Origin of the sequence: Streptomyces alkaliphilus, assembly GCF_014141535.1 — a bacterium.
GTDB lineage: Bacteria > Actinomycetota > Actinomycetes > Streptomycetales > Streptomycetaceae > Streptomyces > Streptomyces alkaliphilus.
This window is the reverse complement of sequence record NZ_VKHT01000693.1, coordinates 1-2,831: the sequence shown is the minus strand read 5'-3', so window position 1 is coordinate 2,831 and position 2,831 is coordinate 1. Positions and strand designations below refer to the sequence as shown.

3 protein-coding genes are annotated in these 2,831 nt (G+C 76.0%); all 3 read left to right on the top strand.

Annotated features, from left to right (window positions below):
• Nucleotides 1–50: 50 nt before the first annotated feature.
• Nucleotides 51–470 carry a hypothetical protein gene (locus FNQ90_RS18580; RefSeq protein WP_143622123.1) on the top strand — a complete coding sequence of 140 codons (420 nt, stop codon included), beginning with the start codon at nt 51–53 and terminating at the stop codon, nt 468–470.
• A gap of 342 nt (nt 471–812) precedes the next feature.
• Nucleotides 813–2,063 (top strand): glutamate-5-semialdehyde dehydrogenase, encoded by a 1,251-nt coding sequence (locus tag FNQ90_RS18575; protein WP_323380057.1) that lies wholly within the window; start codon nt 813–815, stop codon nt 2,061–2,063.
• A gap of 49 nt (nt 2,064–2,112) precedes the next feature.
• On the top strand, nt 2,113–2,831 hold a 719-nt coding region (locus FNQ90_RS18570), incomplete at its 3' end, for an SCO2584 family spore wall biosynthesis protein (protein ID WP_182607412.1).

Genomic DNA, 2,831 nt, shown 5'->3' with positions numbered 1-2,831 from the left:
GCGTGGAAGAGACGAAGGCAGCACACCAGCACCATGTCAGGAGGCCGCCGGTGAGACGACTGGCCAGCGTCGAGGAGGGGCGGACGGATCGCCCCGAGGAGGAGCGGGCCGACCCGGGGGACGCCGAGGAGGGCCGGCTGTGGCACGTGACGCTCAGCGTCGCAGGCGCGCCCGCCCCGGTGGAGGATGTGCGGGGCGCCCTGGAGCGGTTGGCGCACGATCATCCGTTCCTGCTGACCAGCAGGTACGCGGAGGACCACGCCGAGATCCGCTACTGGGAGCAGGCCCGTGACCTGCGGGACGCCGCCGCCGTCGCGTTGCGGCTGTGGGGCGAGCACCGGCGCACGGCGGGTCTGCCGCCGTGGGAGATCGTCGGTCTGGAGGTGATCGGCCGGGACGTCTACCACCAGCGGATCGCCGAGGGCTACGGACCGCCGCCGGCGGTGCCGGTGGGCGTGCACCCCTTCTGAACCCTCCGACCCGGGTCGGTCCGGGGCTCCCCAGCCGCTCCGCCGCCGGGGCGCCCGCCCCGGTGGGCCCAGCCTCCGGCCTCCACCCGGAAGGGTGAACCCGGGGCGGGAGCGCTCGTCCGGGCCCCGGGCGCGTTCGGGAAGCGAAGGCGCGGCGGTCGGCGCGGGGGGCTCCTCCGGAGCCCCCGGGGGCGGGCGGAGCCCCTGCCCGGGATGCGGACGAACCGCCGGTTCCGGTGATCGGTCCCGGTACCCTTGGCGGCCATGAGCCGTACCGCCCCCGAGGCCGCCGCGTCCACCGAAAACCCCACCCCGGTCGCCGGGGTCCCGGAGGATTCCCCGGTGCTCGCGGTCGCCCGTCGGGCCCGCGAGGCCGCCGCCGAGCTGGCACCACTGCCCCGCACCGTGCGGGACGGCGCGCTGCTGGCCGTGGCCGACGCGCTGGAGGCCCGGACGGCGGAGATCACCGAGGCCAACGCCCGGGACGTCGCCCGCGCCCGGGAGGCCGGCACCGCCGAGGGCATCATCGACCGGCTGACCCTCACCCCCGAGCGGATCGCGGCGATCGCCTCCGACGTGCGCGACGTGGTCGCGCTGCCCGACCCGGTGGGCGAGGTGGTGCGCGGCTCCACGCTCCCCAACGGGCTGGAGCTGCGGCAGGTGCGGGTGCCGCTGGGCGTGGTCGGCATCATCTACGAGGCCCGGCCGAACGTGACGGTGGACGCCGCCGCCCTCTGCCTGAAGTCCGGCAACGCCGTGCTGCTGCGCGGCTCCTCCTCCGCCTACGCCTCCAACACCGCCCTGGTGGAGGTGCTGCGCGACGCGGTGGCCGACGCGGGTCTGCCCGCCGACGCCGTGCAGCTGGTGCCCGGAGAGGGCCGGGAGTCGGCGCGTGAGCTGATGCGGGCCCGCGGCCTGGTGGACGTGCTCATCCCGCGCGGCGGCGCCTCCCTGATCAACACGGTGGTCCGTGAGTCGGTGGTGCCGGTGATCGAGACCGGCGTCGGCAACTGCCACGTGTACGTGGACGAGGCCGCCGACCTCGCGATGGCGGTCGAGCTGCTGGTGAACTCCAAGGCCCAGCGCCCGAGCGTGTGCAACGCGGCGGAGACCGTGCTGGTCCACGCCGGCGTCGCCGACCGCTTCCTGCCGCTCGCCCTGGCCGCGCTGCGGGACGCCGGGGTGACCGTGCACGGCGACGAGACCTGGGCCAAGGCCGGCGCCTCGGCCGGGGTCGAGGTCGTCCCGGTCACCGACGAGGACTGGGGAACCGAGTACCTCTCCCTGGACATCGCCGCCGGTGTGGTGCCCGACCTGGACGCCGCGGTGGCGCACATCCGGCGCTGGTCCTCCGGCCACACCGAGTCGATCATCTCCCGCGACACGGCGGCGGTGCGGCGGTTCGTCTCCCGGGTGGACTCCACGGCGGTGATCGTCAACGCCTCGACGCGATTCACCGATGGGGGTCAATTCGGTTTCGGCGCCGAGATCGGCATCTCCACCCAGAAGCTCCACGCCCGGGGCCCCATGGGCCTGCCGGAGCTGACCTCGACCAAGTACGTCGTCACCGGCGAGGGGCACGTCCGGGGGTGAATTCGGGCGGGACTTCCCGTTCGCTCCCCGATCGCCCTAGGCTGGGAGGGTGCCGGAGGACCCGACGGGCCCGCCGTTCCCGGACGGTGAGGGACCCGACAGCCCAGACCACGGGGCGGCCGACAAGGCGTTCGACGCCCTGGTGCTCGACGAGGCGTTCGTCGCGGCGGCGCGGGTGCGTGAGCCCAGCGCCGCCGAGCGATCGCTGGAGGCCGCCCTGGAGCGCGCGGAGCGCGAGGCGGCCCGTGAGCGTGCCGAACCCTTCCCCGACGGTGACCCGCTCGTCTACGACCATCCCTTCGCCGACCCCGCGGACCCCGGGGCGGCCTTTCCCGAGCCGGGCTTCGGTCACACCTACGGGTACGGGTACGGCCTGGGGCACGGCCTCTTCCCCGACGCCGGGGCCCGGGTCTCCGGGCTCGGCGGTGTCGCCCGCCCGGTCGGGGACGGAAGGCGCGCGGGGGGCGGCGGGGTCCCGGACCCCGTCGGGGCCGCGGCGCGCCCCCCGGCGCCGCCCGCCCGGCGACCGGGACGCTGGCAGCGCCCCGTGGCCTGCGTGCTGGCCGTGGTGATGGGCCTGAGCGTGATCGCGTTCGCCCTGGTCTCGATCGACCGGGACGCCGGGATGGGGGATCCCGCCGGTGAGCCGGCGCCGCCGGCCGAACTGCCGGAGGAGGCCGCCTCCGGCACGGGCGCGCCCGCCGGCGCGGCGGGGTGGGGGAGCGACCACGGCGGTTCCGGGGCTGTCTCTTGTACACATCGCACCGT